At 70.5% G+C, this 25,998-nt stretch carries 23 protein-coding genes and 1 riboswitch; of the genes, 6 read left to right on the top strand and 17 right to left on the bottom strand.

Annotated features, from left to right (window positions below):
* Positions 1–37 precede the first annotated feature (37 nt).
* A complete protein-coding gene (locus tag AXK60_RS22790) occupies positions 38–502 on the bottom strand; it encodes an SRPBCC domain-containing protein (protein WP_068574780.1) in 465 nt (154 codons plus the stop codon).
* 16 nt (positions 503–518) lie between these two features.
* On the opposite strand from AXK60_RS22790, the gene AXK60_RS22785 reads away from it, so the two are divergent.
* A complete protein-coding gene (locus AXK60_RS22785) occupies positions 519–971 on the top strand; it encodes an ArsR/SmtB family transcription factor (protein WP_231855644.1) in 453 nt (150 codons plus the stop codon).
* Between the two features lie 209 nt (positions 972–1,180).
* Here AXK60_RS22785 and AXK60_RS22780 read toward each other — a convergent pair whose 3' ends face one another.
* Positions 1,181–1,945 carry a class II aldolase/adducin family protein gene (locus tag AXK60_RS22780; RefSeq protein ID WP_231855657.1) on the bottom strand — a complete coding sequence of 255 codons (765 nt, stop codon included), beginning with the start codon at positions 1,943–1,945 and terminating at the stop codon, positions 1,181–1,183.
* Between the two features lie 143 nt (positions 1,946–2,088).
* Between AXK60_RS22780 and AXK60_RS22775 the strand changes: the two genes are divergently transcribed.
* Positions 2,089–2,709 carry a hypothetical protein gene (locus AXK60_RS22775; RefSeq protein ID WP_068574777.1) on the top strand — a complete coding sequence of 207 codons (621 nt, stop codon included), beginning with the start codon at positions 2,089–2,091 and terminating at the stop codon, positions 2,707–2,709.
* Positions 2,710–2,749: 40 nt separating this feature from the next.
* On the opposite strand, the gene purH is transcribed toward AXK60_RS22775, so the two are convergent.
* The 5 genes from purH to AXK60_RS22750 form a co-directional block, all read right to left on the bottom strand.
* Positions 2,750–4,309: a bifunctional phosphoribosylaminoimidazolecarboxamide formyltransferase/IMP cyclohydrolase gene (gene purH / locus AXK60_RS22770; protein ID WP_068574775.1), complete on the bottom strand. Its 1,560-nt coding sequence runs from the start codon at positions 4,307–4,309 to the stop codon at positions 2,750–2,752.
* A complete protein-coding gene (purN, locus tag AXK60_RS22765; RefSeq protein WP_068574773.1) occupies positions 4,306–4,956 on the bottom strand; it encodes a phosphoribosylglycinamide formyltransferase in 651 nt (216 codons plus the stop codon). The genes purH and purN overlap by 4 nt, the downstream gene beginning before the upstream one ends.
* 78 nt (positions 4,957–5,034) lie before the next feature.
* Positions 5,035–6,519, bottom strand: coding sequence for a cell division protein PerM (locus AXK60_RS22760; protein ID WP_139058087.1), 1,485 nt, complete (start codon positions 6,517–6,519; stop codon positions 5,035–5,037).
* Positions 6,520–6,577: 58 nt separating this feature from the next.
* The gene (locus tag AXK60_RS22755; protein WP_139058086.1) at positions 6,578–7,750 is read right to left on the bottom strand and encodes a DUF5336 domain-containing protein; all 1,173 of its coding nucleotides are present in this window, start codon (positions 7,748–7,750) and stop codon (positions 6,578–6,580) included.
* Positions 7,751–7,836: 86 nt separating this feature from the next.
* Positions 7,837–8,703 carry a LysR family transcriptional regulator gene (locus tag AXK60_RS22750; RefSeq protein ID WP_068574767.1) on the bottom strand — a complete coding sequence of 289 codons (867 nt, stop codon included), beginning with the start codon at positions 8,701–8,703 and terminating at the stop codon, positions 7,837–7,839.
* A gap of 77 nt (positions 8,704–8,780) precedes the next feature.
* Between AXK60_RS22750 and AXK60_RS22745 the strand changes: the two genes are divergently transcribed.
* The gene (locus AXK60_RS22745) at positions 8,781–10,007 is read left to right on the top strand and encodes an MFS transporter (protein WP_068982594.1); all 1,227 of its coding nucleotides are present in this window, start codon (positions 8,781–8,783) and stop codon (positions 10,005–10,007) included.
* A 140-nt stretch (positions 10,008–10,147) separates the two neighbouring features.
* Here the strand turns inward: AXK60_RS22745 and sucD are convergent, their stop codons facing one another.
* Together sucD and sucC are read right to left on the bottom strand one after the other, a co-directional pair.
* The gene (gene sucD, locus AXK60_RS22740; RefSeq protein ID WP_068574764.1) at positions 10,148–11,050 is read right to left on the bottom strand and encodes a succinate--CoA ligase subunit alpha; all 903 of its coding nucleotides are present in this window, start codon (positions 11,048–11,050) and stop codon (positions 10,148–10,150) included.
* A 16-nt stretch (positions 11,051–11,066) separates the two neighbouring features.
* Entirely contained in the window at positions 11,067–12,230 is a 1,164-nt protein-coding gene (sucC, locus tag AXK60_RS22735) for an ADP-forming succinate--CoA ligase subunit beta (protein ID WP_068574762.1), read from the bottom strand.
* 275 nt (positions 12,231–12,505) lie between these two features.
* Between sucC and AXK60_RS22730 the strand changes: the two genes are divergently transcribed.
* The 3 genes from AXK60_RS22730 (at position 12,506) to AXK60_RS22720 (ending at position 14,990) form a co-directional block, all read left to right on the top strand.
* The gene (locus AXK60_RS22730; RefSeq protein ID WP_068574760.1) at positions 12,506–13,294 is read left to right on the top strand and encodes an LppX_LprAFG lipoprotein; all 789 of its coding nucleotides are present in this window, start codon (positions 12,506–12,508) and stop codon (positions 13,292–13,294) included.
* Positions 13,295–13,355: 61 nt separating this feature from the next.
* The gene (locus tag AXK60_RS22725; protein ID WP_068574758.1) at positions 13,356–13,736 is read left to right on the top strand and encodes a DUF4189 domain-containing protein; all 381 of its coding nucleotides are present in this window, start codon (positions 13,356–13,358) and stop codon (positions 13,734–13,736) included.
* 114 nt (positions 13,737–13,850) lie between these two features.
* Complete coding sequence (locus tag AXK60_RS22720; protein WP_068574756.1) at positions 13,851–14,990, top strand: endo-1,4-beta-xylanase; 1,140 nt, start codon at positions 13,851–13,853, stop codon at positions 14,988–14,990.
* Positions 14,991–14,996: 6 nt separating this feature from the next.
* Here AXK60_RS22720 and AXK60_RS22715 read toward each other — a convergent pair whose 3' ends face one another.
* The 8 genes from AXK60_RS22715 to AXK60_RS22680 all read right to left on the bottom strand — a co-directional run bounded on the left by AXK60_RS22715 (position 14,997) and on the right by AXK60_RS22680 (position 25,544).
* Entirely contained in the window at positions 14,997–16,859 is a 1,863-nt protein-coding gene (locus AXK60_RS22715) for an acetoacetate--CoA ligase (protein ID WP_068574754.1), read from the bottom strand.
* 4 nt (positions 16,860–16,863) lie between these two features.
* Positions 16,864–18,489, bottom strand: a complete 1,626-nt coding sequence (locus AXK60_RS22710) for an AMP-binding protein (protein ID WP_068574753.1) — start codon at positions 18,487–18,489, stop codon at positions 16,864–16,866.
* Positions 18,490–18,505: 16 nt separating this feature from the next.
* Complete coding sequence (locus AXK60_RS22705; RefSeq protein ID WP_068575304.1) at positions 18,506–19,348, bottom strand: HpcH/HpaI aldolase/citrate lyase family protein; 843 nt, start codon at positions 19,346–19,348, stop codon at positions 18,506–18,508.
* Between the two features lie 2 nt (positions 19,349–19,350).
* Positions 19,351–19,875 (bottom strand): MaoC family dehydratase, encoded by a 525-nt coding sequence (locus AXK60_RS22700; RefSeq protein WP_068574751.1) that lies wholly within the window; start codon positions 19,873–19,875, stop codon positions 19,351–19,353.
* Entirely contained in the window at positions 19,872–21,020 is a 1,149-nt protein-coding gene (locus AXK60_RS22695; RefSeq protein WP_068574749.1) for an acyl-CoA dehydrogenase family protein, read from the bottom strand. Before AXK60_RS22695 ends, AXK60_RS22700 begins: the two co-directional genes overlap by 4 nt.
* Position 21,021: 1 nt before the next feature.
* The gene (locus tag AXK60_RS22690; RefSeq protein ID WP_082778201.1) at positions 21,022–23,070 is read right to left on the bottom strand and encodes an acetyl/propionyl/methylcrotonyl-CoA carboxylase subunit alpha; all 2,049 of its coding nucleotides are present in this window, start codon (positions 23,068–23,070) and stop codon (positions 21,022–21,024) included.
* Positions 23,071–23,076: 6 nt separating this feature from the next.
* The gene (locus AXK60_RS22685) at positions 23,077–24,636 is read right to left on the bottom strand and encodes a carboxyl transferase domain-containing protein (RefSeq protein WP_068574748.1); all 1,560 of its coding nucleotides are present in this window, start codon (positions 24,634–24,636) and stop codon (positions 23,077–23,079) included.
* Between the two features lie 293 nt (positions 24,637–24,929).
* The gene (locus AXK60_RS22680; protein ID WP_068574746.1) at positions 24,930–25,544 is read right to left on the bottom strand and encodes a TetR/AcrR family transcriptional regulator; all 615 of its coding nucleotides are present in this window, start codon (positions 25,542–25,544) and stop codon (positions 24,930–24,932) included.
* Between the two features lie 59 nt (positions 25,545–25,603).
* Positions 25,604–25,772: riboswitch (M-box (ykoK) riboswitch) on the top strand.
* Positions 25,773–25,998 lie beyond the last annotated feature (226 nt).

The following is a 25,998-nucleotide window of genomic DNA, read 5'->3' as shown; positions in this document are numbered from 1 at the left end:
CACACTGTCAGGGCGGGCGAGGATTGTCGACGCCGGGCTACCTGTAGAAGCCCTCGCGCAGGTTGATGCCGTGCTCGACCCACACCTTGAGCGCGGCGAGCATCCCCGTCCAGCCCATGCAGTTGCCGAAGGCGCTCTTGGCACCGTCGCCGCTCGCCGCGAAGGCCGACTCGGTGATCGTGACCAGCGTGCGGGAATCGTCGTCGACGGGCTCGAACTCGAACGTCACCGTGGTGTCGGCGCCGGTGACGGCGTGCTCCGCGGCCCACCGGATCACGATCTTCGAGTGCGGATCCGCCTCGACCACCTGCACCGGGAAGGCGCCGGGGAAATCGGCGAAGTCCCAGGTGACCTCGGTGTTCGACTCCAGCCGTCCCCGGGCGCCGCCCGTGGTGAAGTACTCGGACAGCTGTTGCGGGTCGGCGACGGCCTCGTAGACCTGGGCCGTGGGGCGCGCCACGTAGCCGGAAACGGTGAAGGAGAGTTCTGCGAGTTCGGACATGTGATAAAACTACAACATGTCTGACGTCGACCGCAAGAGCGATCCCGAGACTCCCGCCGCGGAGTCGGGAGGCCGTATCGGCGCAGAGTCGGTCACGCCGGCGGACACGAAGGCGGGAGCAAACACGAGCACCACCGCGGCGGGTCAGGCGATGGCACCGGACGACGACGCCGATGACCAGGTCTTCAAAGCGCTGGCGAACGGCACCCGCCGCCGCATGCTCGACGTGCTCAAGGAGTCGCCGCGCACCACGGGCGACCTGTGCGCGCACTTCCCCGACCTCGACCGCACGACGGTGCTCCAACACCTGCGGGTCCTCGAGCGGGCGGAGCTGGTGATCGGGCGGAAGGTCGGCCGCGAGCGACACCTCACCCTCGCGCCGGTGCCCATCAAGCGGATCCACGACCGCTGGATCGGCGAGTACGCCCGCGCCGCCGTCTCCCTGCTCGACGACCTCACCCGCGGATAGCCGGCGCTGGAGGAACATCGCGAGGTCGGGGTATGCAGGGAACGCATAACCGATCAGCGAACCCGCTGGTCAGAGGCCATGCGTCCCACGCATCGCCATACGGTCGACACATGCCTCCGCGCAGGCCCCGCCGACCCCGACCGCGCCGCCCAGCCCGCCGACCCGAGCCCGCCGACTCCGACCGCCCGATGACCCCGGCGACGGCCCGTTCAGTCGAACACGTCGGGCGAGCTCGCGACGGTCTGCTCCCACAACGGACGGAACTGGAACCACCCGGCGATGTCGCTGCCCACCTGCGATCGCGTCAGCAGCGCGGTCTCGTGGTCGATCTCCTGCGGCTCCCCCGCGGCCATCGCCGCCAGCTGCGCCTGGCACGAGCGCTCCATCGTCACGAACCACCACGCCGCCGCCGACACCGAGCCGCCCACCGTGATCAGGCCGTGGTTCTTGAGGATCGCGGCCTTGTGATCGCCGATCGCCGCCGCCACGCGCTTGCCCTCGACCGTCTCGTTCACCACGCCCGCGTAGTCGTCGTAGATGCCGTGGTCGTCGTAGAAGGCGCACGCGTCCTGCGTGAGCGGCGCCAGTGGGATCCCCAGCGACGAGAAGGCCTTGCCGTACACCGAGTGCGCGTGCGCCGCGGCCACCGCGTCGGGCCGGGCGTCATGCACCTGCGCGTGGATCACGAACGCCGCCCGGTTCACCGGACGCCGGCCGTGCACCACGACCCCGTTGTGATCGACGCAGATCAGGTCCGAGACGCGGATCTGGTTGAAGCTCATGCCGAACGGGTTCACCCAGAACAGTCCGGAATCCTCGGGATCGCGCGCGGTGATGTGCCCCGCGACACCCTCGGAGAACCCGAGCCGGCCGAACACGCGGAACGCCACCGCGAGGTCGCGCTTGCGCTGTTCGCGCTCCTCGTCGACGGACAGTCCCATCGGCGGTAGCGGCAGCTCCGCCTTCTCCGGCATCGGCCCGACCGCCGCCTCGAGCAACGGGAGGTATTCGGCTGGCACGGTCATCGGCACTCTCCTGAAGGACGCGGCGCACCGCTCGGCGCGCACTCCATTCCTTGATAACACCCCGCTCCCGCCGGACGTGGGAGTATCTCCGCATGGGCAGGTGGGGGCGCGTCGCCACGGTACTGGTGATCGCAGCCGTCGGAGTCGCGCTCGGGATCTGGTACCACGGTCGCGCGACGGGCACGTTCTTCGACGATGCCACGGACGGTGAGTGCCTCGCCTCCGTCCCGTACGGCCCCGTCGCCCAGCTCGGCGGTCACGGCGCCACTCGGGCGACGACGGTGCCGTGCGACGGCGCGCAGGCGAACTACGTCGTCGTCGCGCACAGCACGACCACCCCGGTCACCGCGATGACGTGCCCCGATGGGAAGAAGGACGCGGCCGCCGCGGCCCGGGTCCGCATCCGCGACGGTGCACGCACCATCCGCACCACGTACGGCTGGGGCTCGATGTGCCTCGCCCCGGTCCTGCACGCAGGGTCCTGCTACACGGCCGGGACCGACCGCGGCGGTCTGGTGCGCACGATCGCGTGCGACCTCCTGGCGTGGCAGGTCACCCGCCGGATCGACGGGGTGTCCGACATCGCCCGGTGCGCGCCCGCCACCGGCCTCGTGCTCGCCGCGCCCGCGGTGACCTACTGCGAGGTCCTGTACGAGGACCCCGGCAACCCGCTCGCGGGTCGGATCACCCGCACACCACCGCCGGCCGGATAGCATCCGGCCGGCCGGAATCCCTCGACCGGTCCGCCCGGGATCAGTGGAAGAAGTGGCGCGTTCCGGTGAAGTACATCGTGACGCCGGCCTCGGCCGCCGCCGCGATGACCTCCTTGTCGCGGATCGACCCGCCCGGGGAGACGATCGCCTTCACGCCCGCGTCGATGAGGATCTGCGGACCGTCGGGGAAGGGGAAGAAGGCGTCGGACGCGGCCACCGAGCCGAGCACCCGATCACCCGCGCGGGTCACGGCCAGCTGCGCCGAATCGACGCGGTTGACCTGCCCCATACCCACGCCCACGGATGCGCCGCGCGACGCCAGCAGGATCGCGTTCGACTTCACGGCTCGGCAGGCGCGCCAGGCGAACTCGAGATCGGCGAGGGTGGCCTCGTCGGCGGGCTCCCCCGACGCCAGAGACCAGTTGGCGGGATCGTCGCCGGGGGCGTCGATCGCATCGGACTGCTGCAACAGCAGGCCGCCGGTGATCTGCTTGATCTCGGTGGTCAGCACCGGCGGCTCGGCGAGCAGTACGCGGATGTTCTTCTTGCGCTGCAGCACGGCCAGGGCACCGTCGGCGTAGGAGGGCGCGATGATGACCTCGGTGAAGATCTCCGACACCTGCTCGGCCATCTCCAGGCTGACCTCGCGGTTCGCGGCGATGACGCCGCCGTACGCCGAGACCGGGTCGCACGCGTGGGCCTTGCGGTGCGCCTGCGCGACGTCCTTGCCGATCGCGATGCCGCACGGGTTGGCGTGCTTGATGATCGCGACGGCCGGCTCGTTGAAGTCGTACGCGGCGCGCCAGGCGGCGTCGCCGTCGGTGTAGTTGTTGTAGCTCATCTCCTTGCCGTGCAGCTGCTGCGCCTGCGCCAGCCCGGCCTTCGAGCCGCCGACGTACAGCGCCGCGCCCTGGTGCGGGTTCTCGCCGTAGCGGAGCACGGCCTCACGGGTCCAGGTGCCACCCATCCAGGACGGGAAGGTCACGGCGCCCCCGTCGACGGTCTCGGGCGCGACGACATTGGTCATGTACGAGGCCACGGCCACGTCGTAGTCGGCGGTGTGCCGGAAGGCCTTCGCCGCGAACGCCTTCCGCTGCTCCAGCGAGAACCCGACGCGCGCGTTGTCGACCACGTCGCCGTAGTCGGAGGGCGAGACGACGACCGCCACCGACGGGTGGTTCTTCGCGGCGGCCCGCACCATCGACGGTCCGCCGATGTCGATCTGCTCGATGCACTCGTCCTCGGAGGCGCCGGACGCGACGGTGTCGGTGAACGGGTAGAGGTTCACGACGACCAGCTCGAACTTCTTGACGTCCAGCTCGCGCAGCTGCTCGAGGTGCTCGGGCAGCCGGGTGTCGGCGAGGATGCCGGCATGGATCTTCGGGTGCAGGGTCTTCACCCGGCCGTCGAGGCACTCGGGGAAGCCGGTGACGTCCTCGACGCGGGTCACGGCGACGCCGGCGTCGGCGATGGTGCGCGCGGTCGAGCCGGTCGAGACGATCTCGACGCCCGACTGGGCGAGCCCGGTGGCGAGTTCCACCAGACCCGACTTGTCGTACACGCTGATCAGCGCGCGCTTGAGCGGGATGTTGCTGCTCATGAAATGGTGACCTTTCGTCCATCCACGCGGTAGCCCTGGCGGGCGACTTCCGCGACGACCTCTGTCAGAAGCCGGCGCTCCACGACCTTGATCCGTTCGTGCAGGGTGTCCTCGGTGTCCCCCGCCTCCACCGCGACCGCCTCCTGAGCGAGGATCGGTCCGGTGTCGAGCCCCGCGTCCACGAGGTGCACGGTGGAGCCGGTGAGCTTGACTCCGTGCTCGAGGGCTGCGGGAACGGCGTGGGCGCCCGGGAACGCGGGCAGTAGCGCGGGGTGCGCGTTGATCACGCGCCCGCCGAACGCGGCGAGGAACGCGGGGCCGAGGATCTTCATGAAGCCGGCCGCCACCACGAGGTGCGGCTCCAGCTCGGTGACGGCGGCCGTCAGCGCGGCGTCCCACTCGGCGCGATCGGCGTAGGCCTGCAGCGGCACCTCGGCGCTCTCGACCCCGGCCCGCCCGGCGACCTCCAGCGCCCGACAGCTCCGATCGGCGACGACACCGACGACGGACCCCGGATAGTCGGGGCCGGACGACGCCGCGAGCAGTGCCTCGAGCAGCGAACCGGTGCCGGAGGCCAGCACGACGATCCGGGCGGGCGCACACGGCGACACCACGGAGGGGCTGGGGGTGGTCAGGATGCTCTCCATCGCAGGGGGACGATTCGCGTCCAGCCTAATCGGCCGGTCCGGACGATTCGATCCGGCCTACCGATCGCCGGGTCCGGCCTACTGACCGAAGGTGTAACTGTCGAGTTCCTCGATGTCCGCGATGTTCCGCTCCCGCTTCGACGCGGCCGGCGCCGAGGTCGCCCGCCGGGCCGGCCGGGACACGGGCCGGACCTCCTCGGTCGGCTGTTCGGCGAGGGCGTCGAAGTCCCCGGTATCGGCCGCGGATTCGTCGTATTCGCGCAGGTCGTCGTCCGGGTCGCCGGCCCGGTCGCCGTCGTGATCGCCCCGCTGCGCGGGCTCGATCTCCACCGTGGCGCCGTCGTCGATCACATCGGGCTCGTCGGCGTACGTGGTGTAGCCCGACGGTGCCTCCTCCTCCGCCCGGCGCGCGGCGCGGACGGCGCGCGACTCCCCCGCCTGCTGCAGCACGAGGGCGGCGAGGACGCCGACGAGGCCGACCCAGCCCAGGGTGAACAGGAACACCTGCAGCAGGTCCGCGCCCGCGTAGCCGAACCCGCCGAGCTCCCCACCTGCGACGAAGGCGGCCGCGGTGAAGCCCGCTGCCGTGAGCAGCGCGGTGACGGCGACCGTGGTCACCGTCGGCCCGAGGTCGAGGGAGCGGGCGGCGCACCGTCGGCCCACCCGGACCGCCACGAAGGCGGGGACGACGAGCAGGGGCAGCAGGTACCAGGGCGACGGTCCCTGGGGCAGGACCGCGAGGATCGGCACGCCGGGCGCGCGGCCGGGGGCCGCGGAGAACAGGCTCATCGAGATCGGGCCCAGCTGGACACCGGCGCCCAGGGGCAGCGCCGCGGCGCCGATCACCACGTTGGGCAGGTACAGCAGCGACAGCAGGACCAGGGAGATCATGCCGACGGCGTCGTTGCCGGAGCGGACCAGCTCGAAGACCGTCTCCCAGCGGATCACCAGGCGGACCACGACGATCGCGAGGCCCACGGCCCCGAAGGTGAGCAGCGCCCGTCCCGCGAGCCGGGCGCAGTCGTCGATCCAGGTGGGCAGGTGCAGGAAGTGGGCGGCGTCGCGCCAGTACGCGGGTGCCAGGCCGAGCAGGGCGGCGCCGAGGTGCACGCCGATGGTGCACAGGAACGCGGTGAGCGGCGGCGGCGTGCCGATCGTGAACCGCCCGGCGGCGTCGTTGACGACGGCCAGCGCGATGGCGGTGAAGAGGGCGGGTCCGGCGATGGCGCACAGCAGCACCGAGCGCAGCTCGGCGAGCGGGCGTCCCTCGCCGCCGGCGCGACGCGCGGCGCGCGCGACGCCCGCGACCAGCGCGATCGTGGGGACCAACGGAAGCACGCCGAGCGTGATGTCGCTGATGGTGACCGGCACCTGGTGCACGGCCAGCCAGAGCCCGGCGACGGCGGGGGCGATGGCCCCGAGGCCGGTCGACGAGGTGATTAGAACGACCGCTCCCACCACGAACGTGATCAGGAGGGTCACGAGCGACGGCCCGAAGGCCATCACGAACAGCGGCCGGGTCTCGCTCGGGCCCGGCCCGGCGGCGCGCGCTGAATCCATCATCTTCACCACTGTGACATCGCAGCGTCGGATAGTGGCTCAGGCGCGCCGCAGGCAGGGACTACTGGCCCTGCTTGTTCTCGCCCTCGGTGGAGTGCGAGCCGTGCTGCGGGGTGGCGGGGCTGCCGAAGGCCTGGGTGGCCGACGACGACGCGGACTGGCCGAACGCGGTGGTCACCTCGTCGGGCGACGCCGAGGCGCCGGGGTTCGACGGTGCCGCCGACGCACCCGGGGCCTGGAAGCCCGTGGTGGCCGGGGCCGCGGGAGCGGCCGGAGCGGACGGCGTCGACGGTGCGCCCGGGGCCTGGTAGCCCGACGGGGCCGGCGCCTGGTAGCCGCCGTAGCTCGGCCACTGCGACTGCGCGGACGGCGCCTGCGCCGACGGCGCGGCGGGGAGCGACGGCGACGAGACGGCGGGCTGCTCCGCGGCGGGCGCCTGCGCGGCGTCGGCGGACGGGGCGGCGGTCGCGGACGCGTCCGCCGAGGCGCTCGCCGCAGCGGCGGCTGCAACTGCGGCGGGGTTCTTGACGATGCCCGCGTCGATCAGCACGAGGACCACGGCAGCGGCCGCGGTGAGCAGCGCGAAGACCAGCGCGATCCAGAATCCGTAGGACAGATCGCCGTACAGCTCATCGTTCCAGGCGAAAGCGCCGAAGAGCAGGATCAGGAACGCAGCGGACGCGAGCGCAGCGGCGGGGGTGCGGCCGGTGTTGCCCTTCGAGATCAGGCTGAGCCCACCCGCGACGCCCGCGGCGAGGGCCAACCCGAGACCCGTGGCGCCCGGCGTGCTGAAGCCGTTGAACTCGATGGTCTTGGAGCTGTACTGACCACCGAGGGACGTGAACTCGAGGAAGCCCAGCAGGAAGGTGATGACACCCAGCGCGGCAGTGGCGATGGACGCGATCAGCGCGAGGTCCAGGGGCTTGGAGGGCGCGGCCTGCTGCTGCGGGTAGCCGCCGTACTGCTGGCCGTAACCCTGCTGGCCGTAGCCCTGCTGCGAGTAGTCCGGCTGCTGGCCGTACCCCTGCTGGCCGTAACCCTGAGGCTGCTGCCCGTAGCCCTGCTGCTGGGGCTGCTGCGCCGGCTGGCCGTAGCCCTGCTGGCCGTAACCCTGCTGGGGCTGCTGCGCGGGCTGGCCGTAGCCCTGCTGGCCGTAGCCCTGCTGCGAGTAGTCCGGCTGCCCGTAGCCCCCCTGGCCCGGCTGCTGCCCGTACCCTCCACCTGAGTAGGTCATGTTCTTCTCCCCGAAGGTCGACGTCGGCCCCACGGGCCAGTACGCCACCACCCTATACACGAACTCCGACGTCAATCCGGTTCACCTCATGCAGAGTGCTGATCCACGACGGTCAACAGCGCTCTCGCCGCCGGACTGAGCAGCTTCGAGTGCACCAGCAGTTGCGACCGCGTCGGGCCGTCGACGAGTGGCACGACGGCGAGCCCGGCACCGTCGGGCACGGTCTCGCGCGCGGCCGTCCCGACGCACAGCCCGGCGGCGATCAGCTCGAGCATGGTCTCGGACCGGTCAACCTCGAAGGCGACGGTGCGCCGTACCCCGGCCCGGTCGAAGGCCTGGTCGGTCTCGGCGCGCCCGGCGCCGCCGGCCGGGTAGTCGGCGAACGGGCGCTCGGCCGCCTGCGCGAGGGTGAGGGGACCGTCGACCTCCTCGGACTCGGGCACCACGAGCACGAGCCGGTCGACGGAGAGTCGCCGCGCGACGACGCCCGCGGTGGAGAATCCGTCGGGCACGCCGAGGAGCGCGAGGTCGACGGTGCCCGTGCGCACGTCCTCGAGGAGGTGCTCGCTGGGGCCGCTGCGCAGCCGGACGCCCGCGTCGGGGTGGGCGGCGCGGTAGGCGCGCAGGACCTCGACCACGTCGAACGCGGTGAAGGTGGGGATCATCCCGACGGTGACGGTGCCGCGCACCGCGCCCGTCGTGGCGGCCACCTCGTCAGCAGCGCGGTCGACGGCGGCGAGCGCGGCCCGCGCCTGCGGGAGGAACGCCTCCCCGGCGCGCGTGAGCCGGACCGACCGGTTGGTGCGGTCGAAGAGGCGCGCGCCGAGTTCCTTCTCGAGCGCGGCGACCCGGTGGCTGAGCGCGGACTGGACCACGTGACAGCGCTCGGCGGCGCGGGTGAAGTTCAGGGTCTCCGACACCGCGATGACGTAGCGCAGCTGCTGCAACTCCATCGATCATCTTCCTGGTAGATCATTTCATCGAAACAATACGTTGTACTGATGGTCGCGGCTCGGCGAGAGTGGAGGACATGACCACGACCCGCGTCGCGACCGCCGGCCCCGGCCTGCTCCGCCTGATGGCCGTCGCCACCGGCCTCTCGGCGGCGAGCCTGTACGTCGCCTACCCGATCCTCGACCTGCTGCGCGACCGGTTCGGCATGTCGGACACGACGGCCGGGCTGCTCGTGACGGTGGCGCAGGCCGGCTACGCGGCCGGGCTGATCCTGCTGGTGCCGATGTCGGACGTGGTGCGGCGCCGCCCGCTGGCGCTGGCGCTGCTGACACTCACGGCCGCGGCGCTCGTCGTCGCCGGCGCGGCGCAGACCGGAGCGGTACTGCTCGTGGCGTCAGCGCTCGCGGCCGTCACGGCGGTCGGCGCACAGGTGATCGTGCCCTACGCCGCCGAGCTCGCGGGGCCGCGTGAACAGGCGCACGCGGTCGGCGTGGTGATGAGCGGTGTGATCCTCGGTGGCCTCCTGAGCCGCTTCCTGTCCGGGGTGCTCACGGACGCGTTCGGTTGGCGCACCCCTTATTTCGTCCTCGCGGCAACGCTCCTCGCAGCTGCCGCCGGGCTGGCACGGACGATGCCGCGGCGCGACCCGGACCGGCCGGGGCTCACCGCCGCGCGCTACCGCGGCCTGCTGGCGTCGATGATCGCGCTGGTCCGCGAGTTCCCCGCGGTCCGGCTGCGGTCCGTACTGGCCGCCCTCTCCCTCGCCTCGTTCGTGGTACAGGGCGCGGCGGTGACCTTCCTGCTCGCGGGCCCCCGGTTCGGGTGGACGCCGACGGCGATCGGCACGATCGGGCTGCTCGGCGCGGTGGGCGCACTGTCGGGGCCGGTGATCGGCCGGATCGTCGATCGCGGGCACGGCACGGTGCTCACGGCGGCCGGCCTCATCGCGCAGCCGATCGCGTGGTGCGCGATGCTCCTCGCCGACGGCGCCGGCGGTCTGCCCGCGCTGATCGTGGGGCTGGTGGTGCTCGGCACCGGGCAGCAGGCGGTGCTGAACACGTCCCAGGCGGTGATCTACGCGCTCCGGCCCGAGGCGCGCGGCCGCATCAACGCGGTGTTCATGGGCACCTTCTTCGTCGGCGGCACACTGGGTTCCGCAGCGACGGCTGCGCTGTGGCCGGTCGCCGGCTGGACCGGGTGCTGCCTGCTCGGCGCGGGGCTGGCCGCGGCGGCCCTGGTGCTGTACCTGGCGTTCCGCCGCGTGGAGACCGTATCCGTGGGACCCGCTGAGGTGTCCGCCTGACCGGCGCCGACCCCTCGACACGCCGGACCGGCGCCGCTGGGGCCGACATCCCAGCGCTCGGTCGGGCACCGTCGACCCCGGAAACGGGACGACCCCGCCTCCCTGACGGGAGGCGGGGTCGTGGACCGAATACGCTACTGTTACAGCGACTTCAGGATCTCGCGGGCGAGAGCGGCGGTCTCGGAAGGGGTCTTGCCCACCTTGACGCCGGCGGCCTCGAGGGCCTCCTTCTTCGCGGCGGCCGTGCCCGACGAGCCGGAGACGATGGCGCCGGCGTGGCCCATGGTCTTGCCCTCGGGAGCGGTGAAGCCGGCCACGTAGCCCACGACGGGCTTGGTGACGTTGGCCTGGATGTACGCCGCGGCGCGCTCCTCGGCGTCGCCGCCGATCTCGCCGATCATGACGATGACCTTGGTCTCGGGGTCCTTCTCGAACGCCTCGATGGCGTCGATGTGGGTGGTGCCGATCACCGGGTCGCCGCCGATGCCGATGGCGGTGGAGAAGCCGAAATCGCGCAGCTCGTACATCATCTGGTAGGTCAGCGTGCCCGACTTCGACACGAGGCCGACGGGGCCGGTGCCGGTGATGTTGGCCGGCGTGATGCCGACGAGGGCCTCGCCCGGCGTGATGATGCCGGGGCAGTTCGGGCCGATGATGCGGGTCTTCTGGCCCTTCTCCACGTTGTAGGCCCAGGCGTACGCCGAGTCCTGCACGGGGATGCCCTCGGTGATGACCACCAGGAGCGGGATCTCGGCGTCGATGGCCTCGACGATGGCGTCCTTGGAGAACGCCGGCGGCACGAACGCGATCGACGTGTCGGCGCCGGTCTTCTCCATGGCCTCGGCGACGGAGCCGAAGACGGGGAGCTCGATGGCGTTGCCGTCCTTGTCGGTGTGCGAGACGGTGGTTCCCGCCTTGCGCGCGTTCACGCCGCCCACGACGTTGGTGCCGGCCTTGAGCATCAGTGCGGTGTGCTTGGTGCCCTCGCCGCCGGTGATGCCCTGGACGATGACCTTGTTGTCCTTGGTCAGGAAGATAGCCATTTTTCTGTTGTCTCCCTTACTTGTTCGCCAGCTCGGCGGCCTTGTCGGCGCCTTCGTCCATGGTCTGCGCGAGCGTCACCAGCGGGTGGTTCGCGGCGGCCAGGATCGCCCGCCCCTCCTCCACCTTGTTGCCGTCGAGGCGCACGACGAGCGGCTTGGAGGCCGACGCGCCGAGGGTCTCGAGGGCGCCGACGATGCCGTTGGCGACCGCGTCGCACGCGGTGATGCCACCGAAGACGTTGACGAACACGCTCTTGACCTGCTCGTCACCGAGGATGACGTCGAGGCCGGCGGCCATCACGGCCGCGGAGGCGCCGCCGCCGATGTCGAGGAAGTTGGCCGGCTTGACGCCGCCGTGGTTCTCACCGGCGTAGGCGACCACGTCGAGGGTCGACATGACCAGGCCCGCACCGTTGCCGATGACGCCGACCTGACCGTCGAGCTTGACGTAGTTGAGGTCGTTCTCCTTGGCCTTGAGCTCGAGCGGGTCGGTGGACCCGGCATCGGCGAAGGCCTCGTGATCGGGGTGGCGGAAGTCGGCGTTCTCGTCCAGCGAGACCTTGCCGTCCAGCGCGAGGATCTGATCGTCCGGGGTGCGGACGAGCGGGTTGACCTCGACCAGGGTGGCGTCCTCGCCGACGAAGACCTCCCACAGCTTCTGGATGGTCACGGCCGCGGCGTCGAGCACCTCGGCGGGCAGCTTGCCGGCCTCGGCGATCGCGCGCGCGGTGGCCAGGTCGACGCCCTTGGTCGCGTCGACGGCGATCTTCGCCAGCGCGTCCGGGTTCTCCTCGGCGGTGACCTCGATCTCGACGCCGCCCTCGACCGAGCACATGGCCAGGTAGGTGCGGTTCGCGCGGTCGAGCAGGAAGGAGATGTAGTACTCCTCGGCGATGTCGCTCGCCTCGGCCACCAGCAGCTTCTTGACGACGTGACCCTTGATGTCCAGGCCCAGGATCGCCTCGGCGTTGGCCTGCGCCGCATCGGCGTCGGCGGAGTACTTCACGCCGCCGGCCTTGCCGCGGCCACCCACCTTGACCTGCGCCTTGACCATCACCGGCTTGCCGATTTCCTCGGCGATCGCGCGGGCGTCGGCGACATTGTCCGTGACACGGCCGGCCGATGTGGGCACGCCGTGCTTGACGAACAGTTCCTTCGCTTGGTATTCGAAGAGATCCATCAGCTCACCATCTGTCTGGTTACTCGGTCCACCCGCATTCTTCACGGGTCCGGAGTCGACTCTATGCCTCCGCGAATCCGCTCGGGCGCCGACCCTTGTTCCATGACCTATCTCACTTGACCTGCGGTTATCAGGCTCCGCAACCTACCCGCCGGTAAGTTTTGCGATCCGCGCTGCGCACCTGGCGATTATGACTGAATTCAGAGGACCGCAAGCGCGGGTTAAGTGCCGCCGACGATGGTTACCGCAGTCGAAGTGAATGGAGAACACATCTCATGAAGTCTTCCCGCCCCGCTCTCATCGCCGCCTCCGCGGCGCTCGCGCTGACGGTCGCGCTCACCGGCTGCGCCGACAAGGGCAGCTCGTCGAACGGCTCGGAGACCAGCGCCGCCGCGTCGGCGGGAGCCTCGGACATCGACGCGCCCGCCGTGCTCAAGGACGCCTCCGAGGCGGCCAAGAACCTCACCAGCACCCACTTCACCGTCGCGGTGGCCGGGAAGGTGCAGGGCCTCCCGATCTCCAAGGTCGACGGTGACCTCCAGATCAAGCCCGCCACCCAGGCGCAGGGCACCGCGATCGTGCAGCCCGGCAACGCGGAGGGCAAGTTCACCTTCATCGACGGCACCATGTACGCCGCTCTGTTCGGGGACAAGTACGTCGACTACGGCGACGGCAAGTCGATCTACGACGTCTCGGCCCTCTTCGACCAGAGCAAGGGCATCCCGAACATCCTGACCAAGATCACGGGCGCCAAGGCCGTCGGCACCGAGACCATCGACGGTCAGGAGACCACGAAGATCACCGGTACCGTGCCCGCGACGGAGATCGCCACGATCTCCGGCTCGCGCGTCGATCCGCAGAAGAGCGTCCCGGTCCCCACCACGGTGTGGGTCCACAAGTCCGGCGACAAGCAGCTCGTCCGCATCGAGATCAAGCCCTCCACCGAGGGGTCGATCACGCTCACCTTCTCCAAGTTCGGCGAGAAGGTCACCGTGACCAAGCCGAACGTGACGCCCATCGAGACCACCGACAAGCCCGAAGCCGGCGAGGCCCTGCCCCGCTGACCCCCGTCGCGGTCTCCCCCGGATCGCACCATCCCCCAGTTCTTCCGAGAAAGGCACCACCATGAAGAACCTCACCAAGAAGGCGTTCGTCGCCGCCGTCGCCACCGCGAGCGTCGCGGGCGGCATCCAGATCGCGGCCGCCCCCGCCGCGAACGCCGCCATCAACTTCGGCGCCATCGCGGTCGCGTCCAACGGCGCGACCGGCCGCTCGTGGGACTACCCGTCCCGCGCCGCCGCCGAGCGCGCCGCGCTCAACTCATGCGGCTGGGGAAGCTGCAAGGTGCTCGCCTCCTTCAGCGACGGCTGCGGCGCCGTCGCCCAGACCCGCACCCGGTACCAGGGCGGCACGGGCCGTTCCCTCTACGCGGCGCAGCGGAGCGCGATCTCGCTGTCCGGCGGTGGGTCGATCTTCGTCTGGACCTGCACCTCGGGTCACCTCTGATCCACCCCGCTCTGCTCCTGGGGGCGGCACCGTTCTCGAACGGTGCCGCTCCTCCGGCGTATTCGGGCCGAGCAGCCTGTTCTCGGTCGACGACGACATCCGTACGCTCGGGTCATGAAACGGGGACGGCCCTGCGCGATCCTGGTGGGTGCAGCGATCGCGGCCGCGTGCGGAACGGTCGAGCCGGGCGCGTCTCCGTCGAACCGCGCGGGCCCGTGCGACCTTGCCGGCCCGCCCCCGCGGGACCTCGCCGAGGGACGGACGATCGGGACCGCCTACCGGTCCGTCTTCGCCGACGGCGACCGCTGTTACGCGGAGATCGCCGGCCGCGATTTCGGCTCACTGACCACGGAGATCGGGACCATGACGAACACCGTCGCCCCGACTCCGGGACGGTTCGACTTCCGCGAGGCGGATGCGGTCGCCGATGCCGCGCGCCGAAACCACCAGGACTTCCAGATCCATTCGCTGATCTGGGATCCATTGGACCAGCAGGTCTGGGGCATCGTGCCCGAGTACGTGCGGGCGCTCCCGGACGCGCAGCGGCACCGGTTCATGACCGATCTCGTGACGAAGGTCGTCTCCCGCTACGCGGGCAGGGCCTCGACGGTGACCGTGGTCAATGAGCCCTTCGACCAGCGTGGAGGGCTGCAGCACAACGCCTGGTGGAGAAGCACATCCAGCGACGAGTACATCGTGGAAGCCTTCCGGGCAGCGCGTCTGGCCGCACCGACGATGAAGCTCCTTCTCAACGAGCACAGTTCCGAGACCATCAGCGACAAGTCGAATGCCCTTCTGGCACTATCGAAGAAGCTGCGGGACACCACCGTCGAGGTCAACGTCGACGGCAAGACCGAGCGACGGCCACTGCTCGACGGTGTCGGCTTCCAGGCGCACATGCTCGGCGGCCCGGATCAGCAGCCGCGCACCGAGGACATGCGTGCGAACCTGAAGCGATTCACCGATCTCGGGCTCGACGTCCGGTTCACCGAGCTCGATGTCCGGATCCCGACGAAGGACGGCCGGGCCGGTGCCGAGGATCTGCAGCGCCAGGCTCGGGTCTACGCGACGATGGCGGGGCTGTGCCGCGAGACCGCCCGCTGCACCGGGATCACCTTCTGGGGCTTCACCGACAGGCACTCCTGGATCACCGACTACCCCGCCACCTTCTCCGGCTACGGCAGCGCGAACCTCCTCGACGCGGACTACCGGGCGAAGCCGGCGTGGGACTCCCTTCGTTCTGCTCTCCGGTAGCGCCGATCACCAGGCGTGCTTGCGGCCCTGGTCCTCGTACCAGCCGAGCAGATCCGGATCGTCCACGGACCTGGGGTCGACGCTGACCTCGCGGCCGGCGAGCATGCCGGTCACCGGAATCTCCAGTTTCTTACCGGTCTTGGTGTGCGGGATACCGGGGGCGAGGATCACCTCATCGGGCACGTGCCGCGGCGAGAGCCGCGTCTTGACGTCCGTGCGGATGCGCCCGACCAGTTCGTCCGTCAGCTCGGCGCCCGGCACAAGAGTGAGGAACAGCGGCATCCAGTACCGCGCATCCGGGCCGTCCACGCCGACCACCATGGCCTCCGCGACCTCCGGAACGGCCTCGACCACCTCGTAGATGTCGGCCGAGCCCATGCGGATCCCGTTGCGGTTCAGGGTCGCATCGCTCCGGCCGTGGATCGTGACCGAGCCGCGGTCCGTCAGCTCCACCCAGTCGCCGTGGCGCCAGACGTTCGGCGCGACCCCGTCGGTCCACTCGTGCTCGAAGTAGGCGGCGCGGTACTTCGTGTCGCCCGGGTCGTTCCAGAAGCGCGTCGGCATGGAGGGCATGGGCATGGTGATCACCATCTCGCCCACCTCGCCGACGAGCGGCGTGCGGTCGGGCGCCCACGAATCCATCGCGCACCCGAGGTAGCGCACAGTCAGCTCCCCGGGGACGTGCGGTACCGATGCGGTACCGCCGCAGAAGGCGCTGCACACGTCGGTGCCGCCCGAGACGGAGCTCACCGGAAGCCCCTGCGCCACATGCTCGTCGACCCAGGTGAAGAGGTCCGGCGCGAGCGGCGAGCCGGTGCTGCCGATGGTGCGCAGCACCAGCGAGTGCTCGGCGCCGGGGTTCAGGCCGGCCTTGCGGGAGGCCTGCAGCTGTCCGGGGCTGGTACCGAAGAAGGTGACCCGCTCGTCCTCGCAGATCTGCCAGAGGCGATCGGCGGTGGGCGCCAACGGATGCCCGGAGAAGGTCACGATGGTGGCCCCCATGAGCAGGCCGGCCACCTGGTAGTTCCACATCATCCAGGACAGCGCGGTGTGCCAGAAGAAGACATCGCCCGGACCGATCTCGTTGTGCAGACCCAGCACCTTCACGTGCTCGACGAGGATGCCGCCGTGCCCCTGCACGATCCCCTTCGGCTTGCCGGTGGTACCGGAACTGAACAGCACCCACAGCGGGTGGTCGAAGGGCACCTGCACGGGCTTCAAGTCCGGGGTGTCCGCGCCCGGCTCGGGCAACTCGGTGATCACATGCGTCGCCGGAACGCCCAGCAGCTCAGCGAGTTCGACGGTATCGGCGCGCTTGTCGACCTGCTTCTCGCCGAACGCGTAGCCGTCGCGCGCGAACAGCACCTTCGGCTCCAGCTGCGCCATGCGGCCCGCCGCGCCCTCCGGCGCGTAGTCCTGGCCGCAGCCCGACCAGATCGCCCCGATCGACGCCGTGGCCAGGAAGGCGAGGACCGCGAAGGGCTCGTCGGGAAGATAGGCCGCGACGGTGTCGCCGACCCCGACTCCGAGGGAGCGCAGCAACTCGGCGATCGCGGACACCCGGGCGGGCAGCTCCGACCACGGGACCTCCACCCGCGCACCGTCGTCGGACAGCCCGACGATCGCGTTGCCGGGGAGGTCCGCGAACCGCAGCACGCGGTCGACGTAGTTCAGCTCCACCTCGGGGAACCAGCGCGCGCCCGGCATCTCCCGCGAGGCGAGCACCGGTCCGGTGCGCTCGCCGAGTTCGAAGAAGTCCCACACCGCGCCCCAGAACTTCTCGGGCTCCTCCACGGAGTACCGGAAGACCGTGTCGTAGTCACTCGTGGGGACGTCCGCGAATTCTGCGAACCGATCGATCGAATGCATCTGCCTATTCTCCCAGACCGAGGAGGCCGATGGACTCCTCTCGCATCTGCACCTTGCGAATCTTTCCCGATACCGTCATGGGGAAAGCCGATACCACGTGCACGTAGCGCGGGATCTTGTGCCGCGCGATCTTGCCGTCGGCGAAGGCTTTCAGGTCCTCCACGGTGAAGGAGTCCACGCCCTCGCGGAGCTGGATCCACGCCATGAGCTCCTCCCCGTACTTCTCGTCCGGCACGCCTATCACCTGCGCGTCGAGGACGTCCGGATGGGTGTAGAGGAACTCCTCGATCTCGCGCGGGTAGATGTTCTCGCCGCCGCGGATCACCATGTCCTTGATGCGGCCGGTCACGCGTACGTAGCCGGCGTCGTCCATGGTCGCGAGGTCGCCGGTGTGCATCCACCCGTCGGCATCGATCGCCTCGGCGGTCTTCTCCTCGTTGTTCCAGTAGCCCTTCATCACGGAATAGCCACGGGTACAAAGCTCCCCGACCTCGCCGCGCGGCATGACCGTGCCGTCGATCGGGTCGATCACCTGGATCTCCAGGTGCGGTCCCACCCGCCCGACGGTGCCGACACGCAGCTCGAGCGCATCGTCGACCCGTGTCTGGGTGGACACCGGGGAGGTCTCGGTCATGCCGTAGCAGATCGACACCTCGGTCATGCCCATCCTGTCGACCACCTTGCGCATGACCTCCTCCGGACACGGCGAGCCCGCCATGATGCCGGTGCGCAGGCTCTTCAGGTCGTAGTCGTCGAAGTTCCCCAGTGCCAGTTCGGCGATGAACATGGTGGGCACGCCGTAGAGGCTGGTGCACTTCTCCGCGGCGACGGCGGCCAGCGCATCGTCGGGAACGAACGCCGGCCCCGGGATGACCATGGCCGCACCGTGCGTGATCGCCGCGAGATTGCCCATCACCATGCCGAAGCAGTGGTAGAAGGGCACCGGGATGCAGATGGAGTCCTGCTCCGTGTAGTTCAACAGCTCGCCCACGAGGTAGCCGTTGTTGAGGATGTTGGCGTGGGTCAGCGTGGCGCCCTTGGGGAACCCCGTGGTGCCGGAGGTGTACTGGATGTTGATCGCGTCGTCGGCGGCCAACTCGTCGCCGAGGTCGGCGAGGGCGCCGAGCTCGTCGGCGGTCGCCGGAACCAGGTACGCGTCCCACTCCGCCGACCCGAAGGTCACCACGTCGCGCAGCTCCGGCGCCTCGGGCCGCGCGGCCTCCAGCATGGCCGCATACTCCGAGGTCTTGAAGCTCGTCATGGTGTACACCGCGACGATGCCGGACTGGTTCAGCGCGTACTCCAGCTCGCGCTGCCGATAGGACGGGTTGAGGTTGACCAGGATCACGCCGGCGAGCGCGGTGCCGAACTGGACGATCACCCACTCCGGTGTGTTCGGCGCCCAGACGCCGACCCGGTCGCCGCGCCGGATCCCGTTCCGCAACAGCCCCGCCGCGAACGCACGCGAGTCCGCGAGGAGCTCGGCGTAGGTCCAGCGCCGGCCGGAGGGCACGTCGACGAGCGCGGTGCGCTCACCGAACCGGTCGGCGGTCACCTCGAGCTGCGCGCCGATGGTGTACGTGAGCAGGGCGGGTTCGGCCTGGCCGCGGTCGTAGGACGTGGTGGTCATCTTCGCTCCTGGTGACTCAGTCTGCTCTGCTCATGATCGCTCGCGCCTGGGCGAGCAGCGGCGCGTCGATCATCTGACCGCGCACCTGGTAGACGCCGTTGTTGCCCGCCTCGGCCTCGAGCACCTCGCGGGCCCAGGCGATCTCCTCGTCCGTCGGCCGGTAGGCGGCGCGGATCACGGCCGACTGGGAGGGGTGGATGCAGACGGTCGCCGCGAAGCCCAGGGCCACCGCGTCCTCGGCCTCGGCAGCGAGACCGTCGACATCCGCGATGTCGATGTGCACCGCGTCGAGGGCGAACTTGCCGTGCGCCGCCGCGGCGAGCGCGGTCGCCGAGCGGACGTGCCGCGGGACGTCCCGGTAGGTGGCGTCGGCGAACCGCGACGACCGCCCGCCCATCGCCGCGACCAGATCCTCCGCGCCCCACATCAGCCCGATGCAGCGCGGGTGCGCGGCGATCTCGTTGACGTTCACCGCGCCCAGCGGCGTCTCGATCAGGGCGATCACCTGCAGCCCGTCGACCTGCGCCAGCTTGTCCAGCTGGTGCGCGGACTCGGTCTTGGCGAGCATGACCACACGATAGGCGGTCCGCCGCAGCGCCTCGATGTCTTCGGCGAAGTCGTAGGTGCCGAAGGCGTTCACCCGCACGATCGTCCGTTCCGGATCGAGATCGTTGTCGATGAGGGCCTCACGCGCAGCCGGGCGTGCCTCCGCCGTCACCGCGTCCTCGAGGTCGAGGATCACCGCGTCCGCGCGCTCGGCCGCCTTCGCGTACCGCTCCGGCCGGTCGGCGGGACAGAACAGGATCGCGGGGCCCGGCGGCCGCCAGGCGGGGGCGTCACGTCCGTCGTGATGGAACACGCTCACTCCCCCGCCTCATCGGAGGCGGACGGTGCCCTGCGCACCAGGGTCGACCGCTCGGCCACCGCGACGACGGTGCCGTCCTGGTTCCGCGCGACGTGCCGCAGGTTGACGATGCCCTCGCCCGGCCGCGACTTCGACTCCCGCTTGCCGGTGCACAGCGTCTCCGCGTACAGCGTGTCACCCGCGAACACCGGGGCAGGGAAGGCGATCTCGCTGAACCCGAGGTTCGCGACCAGCGTGCCCTGGGTCAGCTGCGCCACGGACAGGCCCACCAGCGTGGAGAGCGTGTACATCGAGTTCACCAGCCGCTGCCCGCCGAAGCCGGGCTGCTGCGCCGACCAGTGCGCGTCCAGGTGCAGCGCCTGGGTGTTCATGGTCAGCTTCGTGAACAGCATGTTGTCGGCCTCGGTCACGGTGACGCCGGGGCGGTGCTCGTAGAGCACACCGTCCTCGAACTCGTCGAACCACAGGCCGCGCTGGGTGACCCGCTTGACGGGCTCGGCGCCCGAGTCCGCCGCGCTCACGCCTGCAGCCCCAGCGATCGGGCGATCAGCATGAGCTGCACCTCGGTGGTGCCCTCGCCGATCTCGAGGATCTTCGAGTCGCGGTAGTGCCGCGCCACGGGGTACTCGTTCATGAAGCCGTAGCCGCCGTGGATCTGGGTGGCCATGCGGGCGTTGTCCATCGCGGCCTCGGAGGAGATCATCTTGGCGATGGCGGCCTCCTTCTTGAAGGGCTTGCCCGCCAGCATGAGCCGCGCGGCCTCGTAGTAGGCGACGCGGGAGGTGTGCGCGCGGGCCTCCATCCGGGCGATGGCGAAGGCGATCGACTGGAACTCGCCGATCGGCTTACCGAAAGCGTTGCGCTCCTTGGCGTACTTCACCGACTCGTCCACGCAGCCCTGCGCCGCACCGGTGGCGACGGCCGCGATGGCGATGCGGCCCTCGTCGAGGATCGAGAGGAAGTTCGCGTAGCCGCGCCCCTCCTCGCCCAGCAGGTTCTCCTTCGGCACGCGCACGTCGGAGAAGCTGAGCGGATGCGTGTCGGAGGCGTTCCAGCCGACCTTGTTGTAGGCGGGCTCCACGGTGAATCCGGGTGTGCCGCTGGGCACGATGATGGTCGAGATCTGCTTGCGCCCGTCCGGCTTGGTGCCGGTCACCGCGGTCACCGTCACCAGGCTGGTGATGTCGGTGCCGGAGTTGGTGATGAACTGCTTGGAGCCGTTGATCACCCACTCGTCGCCATCGAGCTTGGCCGTGGTCTGCGTACCCGAGGCGTCCGAGCCGCAGCCGGGCTCGGTGAGGCCGAAGCCCGCCAGGTTCTCGCCGGCGGCCAACGACGGCAGATACTTCTGCTTCTGCTCCTCGGTGCCGAACTTGTAGATCGGCATGGCGCCCAGGCCGACGCCGGCCTCGACCGTCATCGCGACCGACTGGTCGACGCGGCCGAGCTCCTCCAGCGCGAGAGCGAGTGCGAAGTAGTCGCCGCCCATGCCGCCGTACTCCTCGGGGAAGGGAAGGCCGAACAGGCCCATCTGCCCCATCTGCTTGACGACCTCGTACGGGAACGAATGCTCCTCGTCGTGCTTGGCCGAGACCGGCGCGACGACCTGGTTCGCGAAGTCGCGCACCGTGTCCCGCAGGTCCGCGTAATCCTGGCTGAGTTCCATGTCATTCACCTTCGTTCGTGTTCGCCGTGACCGTCGCGAGCACCTGTGCCGCCGTCACCTTGTCGCCCGTGCGCACCGCGATCGACACCACACCGTCGTGCGGCGCGGCCAGCGGCTGCTCCATCTTCATCGCCTCGATGATCACCAGGGTCTCGCCCTTGCTGACCGCCTGGCCGTCCTCGACCGGCACCGCCACCACGGCGCCCGGCATGGGACTCACGACGTCGCCGCCGTGGGCGCCGTCGCGGTCCTTCGACGTCGACCGCGCGAGCGGCAGCTCGTGCGTACCGTCCTCGCCACTGACCCAGTAGGTCCCGCCCAGCAGGTCGACGGTGACCGGCGTCGAGTAGCCGTCCACCACGAGACGCTCACCGGCGATCCGGGCGGTGCCGGCACCGTCGAGCGTCGAGCCCTCGGCCGTGCCGCGCACCGTCACCGCGTCGCCGAGCAGGGAGACGTGGACCTCGCCCGTCCCCTCCGTGCCGGCGAAACGGACGACGGTGGGCTGCGCGCCCCCGATGCGCCAGCCGGTCTCGGTGCCCCAGGCACCGTCGCCCGTCGCGGCCGCGACGGCCGTGATCGCGGCGGCGGCGTAGGCGCGGACCGTCGGCGCGGGGCGGGTGTAGGTGGGCGCCAGGCGATCCAGCAGTTCGGTGTCCAGCTCGCCGGAGATCACATCGGCGTCCGCGAGGACGAACCGGCAGAAGTCGACGTTGGTCCGCAGGCCCGTCAGCTGGGTGCCGGCGAGGGCCTCGTCGAGGCGGCGCAGCGCCTGCTCGCGGTCGTCGGCGTGCACGATCACCTTGGCGAGCATGGGGTCGTAGTCGCTGCCGACCACACTGCCGGCCTCGATGCCGGTGTCCACGCGGACCGGGCCGCGGCGGTCGCTGCGCGGGTAGCGCAGGGCCGTCACGGTGCCGCCGGTCGGCAGGAAGCCGGCCGCCGGGTCCTCGGCGTAGACGCGGGCCTCGACGGCGTGCCCGGTGAGCGTCACATCCTCCTGCGCGATCGCCAGCACCTCGCCGTTGGCGACGCGGATCTGCTGCTCCACCAGGTCGACTCCGGTCACCAGCTCGGTGACGGGGTGCTCGACCTGCAGGCGGGTGTTCATCTCCATGAAGAAGAACTTGTCGGGTCGCTTGGCCGAGACGATGAACTCGACGGTGCCCACGCCGGTGTAGCCGACCGACCGTGCGGCATCGCAGGCGGCGCGGCCGATCTCGGCGCGGGTGGCCTCGTCGAGCAGCGCCGACGGGGCCTCCTCGATCACCTTCTGGTGGCGGCGCTGCAGCGAGCACTCGCGCTCGCCGAGGTGGATCACGTTGCCGTGCTTGTCCGCCAGCACCTGCACCTCGATGTGGCGCGGGGTGTCCACGAAGTGCTCCATGAAGAGCGCGTCGTCGCCGAAGGCCGCGGCGGCCTCGCGGCGCGCGGCGGCGACCGCGGCGGGCAGGTCCGCCGGGTTCTCGACCCGGTGCATGCCCTTGCCGCCGCCGCCCGCGCTGGGCTTGATCAGCACGGGGAAACCGATGCCCTCGGCCGCGCCGATGAGGTCGGCGTCGGTGAGGCCCGGGCGGCTGATGCCGGGGACCACGGGAACGTCGCGCTCCACGACCGCGGCGCGCGCGGTGATCTTGTCGCCCATCGTCTCGATGGATTCGACGGGCGGGCCGAGGAATTCGATCCCGGCCTCGGACAGCGCCCGCGCGAACGCGGCGTTCTCCGAGAGGAAGCCGTAGCCGGGGTGCACAGCGTCGGCGCCCGTGGCGCGCGCGGCGTCCACGACCCTGTCGATGCGCAGGTAGCTCTCGGTCGCGGCCGCCGGTCCGAGGCGCACGGCCTCGTCGGCGAGCCTCACGTGCCGGGCGTCGGCATCCGCGTCGGAGTACACCGCGACGCTGGCGATACCCAGCGTACGCAGCGTATCGATGACGCGGCAGGCGATCTCGCCGCGGTTGGCGATGAGGACCTTCTCTATCGCCCGGCCACGTGCCGGGCCGGTCGTGCCGGCGTCCGCCGCAGAGTAGTTCACGTCGATCTTCGTGCTCATGTCAGCTCACATCCGGAAGACGCCGTAGGAGACCTCGGCCAGCGGCGTGCGGGACGCCGCCTCGAGCGCGAGGCCGAGGACCGTGCGGGTATCGGCGGGGTCGATGACCCCGTCGTCCCACAGCCGGGCCGTGGAGTAGTAGGCCTGCGACTGCCGATCGAACTGGTCGCGCACGCCCTGCTTGAACTCCTCCATGCCCTCCTGCTCGCGGCGGACCGACCCGAGCGTGTCGGCGGCCTGCGGGCCGCCCATCACGGAGATCCGCGCGTTGGGCCACATCCACAGGAAGCGCGGCGAGTACGCCCGCCCGCACATGGAATAGTTTCCGGCGCCGAAGGATCCGCCCACGATCACGGTGAACTTGGGGACCCGGGCGCATGCCACGGCGGTGACCATCTTGGCGCCGTGCTTGGCGATGCCGCCCTCCTCGTACTGGCGGCCGACCATGAACCCGGTGATGTTCTGCAGGAACAGCAGCGGGATGCGGCGCTTGTCGCACAGCTCGATGAAGTGCGCGCCCTTCTGGGCAGCCTCGGCGAAGAGCACGCCGTTGTTGCCGATGATCCCCACCGGGTGGCCGTGGATCCGCGCGAACGCGGTCACCAGGGTGGTGCCGAAGAGCTCCTTGAACTCGTCGAATTCGCCACCGTCGGCGATGATCCCGATCAGCTTACGAACGTCGTAGCCGATCTTCGGATCGGTCGGCACCACGTCGTAGAGGTCCGTCTGCGGCCGGGCCGCCGGCACCGCCGGGCGCACGTCCCACTGCACCTCGCCGACGGGGCCGAGCCGTCGCACGATCTGCCGGACCTTCTCCAGCGCCTCGTCGTCCGAGTCCACGAGGTGGTCGGTCACACCCGACTTGGTGGAGTGCATGAGGCCGCCGCCGAGATCCTCGGCGGTGACGTCCTCGCCGGTCGCCGCCTTCACCAGAGGCGGGCCGGCGAGGAAGATGGTGCCCTGGTCGCGGACGATGACCGTCTCGTCGCTCATCGCCGGGACGTAGGCACCACCCGCGGTGGAGCTGCCCAGCACCGCCGCGATCTGCGGGATACCGGCAGCGCTCATGTTCGCCTGGTTGTAGAAGATCCGGCCGAAGTGCTCCCGGTCGGGGAAGACCTCGTCCTGGTTGAGCAGCATGGCGCCGCCCGAGTCGACGAGGTAGATGCAGGGCAGCCGGTTCTGCATCGCGATCTCCTGCGCGCGCAGATGCTTCTTGACGGTGACCGGGTAGTACGTGCCGCCCGAGACCGTCGCGTCATTGGCGACGATCATGACCTGCCGTCCGGACACGGTGCCGATGCCCGCGACCGCACCCGCCGACGGTGCCTTGCCGTCGTACATGTCCTCGGCCGCCAACGGCGCCACCTCGAGGAACGGACTGCCCGTGTCCAGCAGCCGACGGATCCGCTCGCGGACCATCAGCTTGCCGCGGCCCTCGTGACGGGCACGGGCCCGCTCGCCGCCGCCCTGAGCCACTCTGCCGAGCCGTTCGCGCAGCTCGGCGACGTTCGCCTCGTGTTCCTCGCGGAATGTCACACGCGCTCCTCGTGAGTTAGTCACCATTAACTGAAATCGAGAATATGTGAGCCCGACCACCTCTGTCCAGTCTTACCGGCGAGTAGTTTCCGCGCGGCCGATTCCCGAGGTTCGCTCACCGACCGATGGCGCCGACGCGGCATCGTCGTCCCCCGCGCCGCACCGAACCGCGACCTCGGCGTTCGCTCCCCCACCAGACGCCCGGCGTCACAGAGGGGGTGAACCGACCCCCACGCCACGCCGTCGTCCCCCACGCCACGCCGTCGTCCCCTGCGCCGCGTCGCCGGCCCCGCGCCACGGCTCACCCTGCGGGCGGCGCGCTACACCCCGAGGGCGGCGAGGGCCTTATCGCGGAGGAGGGCGCGCAGGCGCGGTTGGGGCAGGGCGGGCAGGCTCGGGGCGGCGTTGAGCAGGCCGAAGACGGCGTGCACCGTCGCGCGGTTCTCCACCGGGTCGCCGCCGAGGCGGGTCAGCTCGTCGGCCCAGAGCTCGACGTACTGACGCTGCAGCCGCCGGACCCGGCGCGCGGACTCCGGGGCCAGCGACCACAGGTCGCGGTACTGCACCCGGATCAGGTCCGGCTCGGAGGCCGCGAAGTCGACGTGGAAGTCGACGAGGTCGTGCAGCGCCCGCCGCGGATCGTCGGCGCGCTCCTCGGCGACCCGGCGGCCACCGTCGTAGAGGTACTCGGAGATCTCCTCGAGGAGCGCGGCGAGCACGTCCTGTTTACCCGAGAAGTGCCGGTACATCGCGGGTCCCGAGACTCCCGCGGCGGCCCCGATGTCCTCCAGCCGCACGCCCGCGAAGCCCCGTTCCGCCATGAGCGCGGCGGCCGCGGCGAGCAATTCGCGGCGGCGCGCGGCCTTGGCCCGCTCGCGCGCCGTGCCCGCCTCCGGCGCCGAGCCGACACCGCGCCTCGTCGTGGGTACCTCCATGGCGCGCCACACTACTCGGCTTGCCCCGCCCCGGACCCCGTGTCATGCTTGTTGCGCAAGGCGCCAATCGTTCGCTGAGGCTCCTTCGCGGAAACAGGCCAGCGACCCCGAACGTCGAGAGACGCCCCGGGTCAGGACAGGCGCATCCGGATTAAGGGTGCACCCCGATTGGCTCCCGTTCACGGGTTCACGCCGCGAAGTGCTGAAGGTCTGACGTGGAGGGGCGATCTACTTCACCTTCCTCCTGTGGCGCGCGGTTCGACCGATGGAGGTGATGCGCATGCCCGACGACAGTCGTAGTCGATCGCTCGGCACTCCCCGCATCACCGCGGGAACCCGCTGAGCGCACCGTGATCCGGGCCGGAGGCATGCCTCCTCCGCCCCACTGACATCTCCCACACCCTGCTCCGCCGCGGCCCTCGGGCCCGCGGCGCGGTAGCGCGTGCCCGGACGA

Origin of the sequence: Tsukamurella pseudospumae (genome assembly GCF_001575195.1) — a bacterium.
In the GTDB taxonomy this organism is placed as follows: domain Bacteria; phylum Actinomycetota; class Actinomycetes; order Mycobacteriales; family Mycobacteriaceae; genus Tsukamurella; species Tsukamurella pseudospumae.
Note: the sequence above shows the minus strand (reverse complement) of the source record. Positions and strands in the feature narration are given on the sequence as shown.